Below are 3,733 nucleotides of genomic sequence, written 5' to 3'. Positions count from 1 at the left end.
GGCGATCCGCCAGGTTTCCACTAACCTCGCCTGGGAGCACAACCGTTTCCCGTGGAACTTCGACATGCGCGAACGCCTGAACGTGGTGGACTGCGGCGATCTGGTGTACGCCTTCGGCGACGCGCGTGAAATGAGCGAGAAACTGCAGGCCCACGCCGAGAAACTGCTGGCGGCAGGCAAGCGCATGCTCTCCTTCGGCGGTGACCACTTTGTTACCCTGCCGCTGCTGCGCGCCCACGCTAAGCACTTCGGTAAAATGGCGCTGGTGCACTTCGATGCCCACACCGACACTTACGCCAACGGCTGCGAGTTCGACCACGGCACCATGTTCTACACCGCACCGAACGAAGGGCTTATCGATCCGAACCACTCCGTGCAGATCGGAATCCGTACTGAATTCGATAAAGACAATGGTTTTACCGTGCTCGACGCCGGCCAGGTCAACGACCGCAGCGTTGATGACGTGATTGCCCAGGTGAAGCAGATCGTCGGCGACATGCCGGTGTACCTGACCTTTGATATCGACTGTCTGGATCCGGCGTTTGCGCCAGGCACCGGGACCCCGGTTATCGGCGGGTTAACCTCAGACCGGGCGATCAAACTGGTGCGTGGCCTGAAGGATCTGAACATCGTTGGGATGGACGTGGTGGAAGTCGCTCCGGCCTACGATCAGTCCGAAATCACCGCTCTGGCGGCGGCGACCCTCGCTCTGGAAATGCTCTACATCCAGGCGGCGAAGAAGGGCGAATAAGCCGGGTAACCCCGACCCTCTCCCTTCCCGGGAGAGGGTTGCGCGCGGCACAGAGGGGTTATCAAGGCGCCGGGCGAGTGCTCCTGCGCGCCGGGAGAGGGCCGGCGCACAGGAGAGGGGTCATCATCGCGTCAAAACACGTTAAACGGATATTCGACGTAGAACCGGACTTCATTCCCGCTAACGTTATAGTCGCTGGCGTTGCTGGAAACGCGCAGCACCGAATAGCGTAGTCTGAATTTCAAATCTTTCGCCACGCCGTTTTGCACCTGGTATTGAACCTGGTTGAACCATTCGTGTTCTTTGCCGTTGCTGGTCTCTGACGTTTTAATGTTATCACCACGCACGTAGGCGGTGGTCCAGGTCAGCCCCGGTAATCCCAGCCCGGCAAAATCCAGTCCGTACGATGCCTGCCAGGAGCGTTCATCTTCACCGTTAAAATCAGACCAGTAGGAGTTGGCCAGCCAGATGGTGTTCCCGCCATCGCCAACTCCCCCCTGGTTCTGGTAACCGCCGTAGTGGTAACCGGTGCTGCCGCTGCTTTGCTGATAAGCGACTTTAAAGGTGTGAATATCCCAGATGTAGCTGGCGGCCAGGCTCCAGATGCTGTTGCTGCGCCCGGTGTCATTGGCGTCGGCATATTCTTGATCCAGGCGTGAGTGATAGCCGTTGAAATCGAGAACCAGCTGTTGGTCGGCGGCGAACGGCTGCTTGTAGTTCAGGCCAAGATACTGTTTGTTCAGCACATCTTCGACGTGTGACGCGTACAGCGCGCCGCTGAGCTGGTCGTTGAACCGGTAGCTTGCCCCACCGAAGGTCAGGCTTTTCAGGCCGCTGTTATGGCTGTCGTCGCTTTTGCGCTGCTGATCGGTCAGGTAGCCGGCGTTAATTTCCAGACCGTCGATTTCGCGTGAGGTGAGCATGGTGCCGGTATAGCTCTCGTACAGCAGGCGTGAATCGTCAGCGTAGACGATGGGCAGCATCGGCCGCTGGCTGCCGTAGCTGAGCACGGTATTCGAAAAGCGCATTTTGCCGGTAGCGCCGAATTTCGCGAGGTCGGATTTCGCGCGGCCATCGTCATCCTGGGCGAAAAAGTCGATCCCGCCCGCGCCGCTGCGCCCGCGACCGCCGTCAAGGCGCACCGCATACTGAGCGATACCGTCCACGCCAAAGCCGACCGGTCCCTGGGTAAAGCCCGATTCGAAGGTGGCGATAATCCCCTGGCCCCATTCGGCTTTATCCGGCAACCCATCGCGATAATCACGTTTGATATACGCGTTACGTAAAAAGAGATCCAGATGGCTGTCGTCAATAAAGCCCTGACTGGCGGATTGTTGGCTGGCGAAAGTCGGTGCGGCGGCAATTATGCCAAGTGCAATTAAGGATAATTCTTTTTTCACTGAAGGCACTTCTCTGTCTGTCGATATATTCAATGGAATCACTGCAGTCGCGATATTCTCCTGAAATAATGTCGAAAGCAATCATTGTGTGAGCAATGGTATCGCCAGGAAACAAGCCGTGTGGCGCACGCCGGCTGCGTTTGGCGAAGAGGGGTGGACTATTTATTATCTGGAGGAACGCGGTTCTGAAAGGCGGATTGTGTACACCGTTTTTCATTTGCCAAATAATATTTTGCTGAGTGGCAGCGCTTAAAATAATTGGCTGTGACGAGGTGCAACAATAATTAACGGTTTGTGCGCTTAAATTATCAATTCATGCGGCTAAATATTTTTACAGGTATATAAAAAAAGGGAGGCGATAATGCCTCCCGCTGTCGATTATTTAATCCCGTCGGCTTTCATGCGATCGCGAATATGCTGGGCGCGCGCTTCTGAGGCCGGGTGATCGTCAAACATAGAGCTCTGACGACCGGCTTCCAGCTTGGCCAGTTTTTCGAAGCTGGTGGCCAGTCCCGACGGATTGATGCCGCGCTTACGCAACAGGTCATAAGAGTAGTCATCCGCTTCCGATTCCTGACGCTGGGAGAACTGCGAGTTCACCAGTTTTTCGCCTAAATCGCCCAGCTGCGACTGCGACAGGCTGCCGACGATGCCGCCGGCGGAGGCCGCCGCCGCACGCACGGCGTTGGTGCCCAGCGCGACCTGCATGCCTTTCTTCACGTGGCCCAGCGCAACGTGGCCCATTTCGTGGCCGATAACCGCTTCAACTTCATTATCGTTCATCAGGTCCATCAGCCCGCTGTAAACGCGGATGCAGCCGTTCGCCATCGCGAAGGCGTTCACATCCTTGGTCTCATAGACCTTGTAGTTCACTGGCTGGCCATTGATGTTATCGCCCAGCGCGGTCGCGATTTTGCTCAGACGCTGGCTGTATTCACTGCTGGCCGGGGCGATTTTCGCTTTGGCGTCCATCTCTTTACAGGCCTGGTCGCTTAAGGTTTTCACCTGCGCATCGCTGAGGGAGTACGCCTGGAAGGCTTCGGCGCCTGAGCTGAGCAGACCATTGGAGTCCATGTTCTGACATCCGGTGAGGGTTGCTGCGATCCCAAGAGCAAGTACGGTTGAGCGAATTTTCATTTTTTATCTTCCACAATCTTATGGTTGTTTATCCGAAAATACGGCGACGGCAGGGAACCGTATTCTGCGTAAATTATAAAGAGTATCGCAGGATGCGGGCGAGCGGATTCCGGGGTAGCACAACCTGTTCCAGAGATTTCTTAAAGGGCAAAAGGATGCTCCATGTACATGACTTGTCGCTTGGGTTACATTGTTCACACTTTTTTCCGGCGTAGCCCAAAACGCGCTCTCGTCAAGTCGTTAAGGGCATGGCCTTCAACAGTCCGAACTGGAGTCAAAATGTCCTCACGTAAAGAGCTTGCTAACGCTATTCGTGCGCTGAGCATGGACGCTGTACAGAAAGCCAAATCCGGCCACCCGGGGGCCCCGATGGGTATGGCTGACATTGCCGAAGTGCTGTGGCGTGATTTCCTGAACCATAACCCGAACAATCCGGCCTGGGCTG

Annotated in this window: 5 protein-coding genes; 3 read left to right on the top strand and 2 right to left on the bottom strand. The window is 55.9% G+C overall.

The features are described 5' to 3' along the window. Positions 1-751: agmatinase (gene speB, locus CWM53_RS03620; protein WP_100750721.1), on the top strand; the 751-nt coding region annotated here is incomplete at its 5' end. 131 nt (positions 752-882) lie between these two features. Here the strand turns inward: speB and CWM53_RS03615 are convergent. Next, positions 883-2,151 (bottom strand): OprD family outer membrane porin, encoded by a 1,269-nt coding sequence (locus tag CWM53_RS03615; RefSeq protein WP_100631833.1) that lies wholly within the window; start codon positions 2,149-2,151, stop codon positions 883-885. A gap of 88 nt (positions 2,152-2,239) precedes the next feature. On the opposite strand from CWM53_RS03615, the gene CWM53_RS30775 reads away from it, so the two are divergent. Then, on the top strand, positions 2,240-2,404 hold the full coding sequence (locus CWM53_RS30775; protein ID WP_165785012.1) for a hypothetical protein: 165 nt from the start codon (positions 2,240-2,242) through the stop codon (positions 2,402-2,404). Between the two features lie 125 nt (positions 2,405-2,529). Here the strand turns inward: CWM53_RS30775 and CWM53_RS03610 are convergent, their stop codons facing one another. Then, entirely contained in the window at positions 2,530-3,288 is a 759-nt protein-coding gene (locus CWM53_RS03610; protein ID WP_012540572.1) for a M48 family metallopeptidase, read from the bottom strand. Between the two features lie 279 nt (positions 3,289-3,567). Here CWM53_RS03610 and CWM53_RS03605 point away from each other — a divergent pair. Beyond that, on the top strand, positions 3,568-3,733 hold a 166-nt coding region (locus CWM53_RS03605; protein ID WP_169300784.1), incomplete at its 3' end, for a hypothetical protein.

The sequence above is a fragment of the Klebsiella sp. A-Nf5 genome, assembly GCF_002810545.1.
Taxonomy (GTDB): domain Bacteria; phylum Pseudomonadota; class Gammaproteobacteria; order Enterobacterales; family Enterobacteriaceae; genus Klebsiella; species Klebsiella variicola.
Note: the sequence above shows the minus strand (reverse complement) of the source record. Positions and strands in the feature narration are given on the sequence as shown.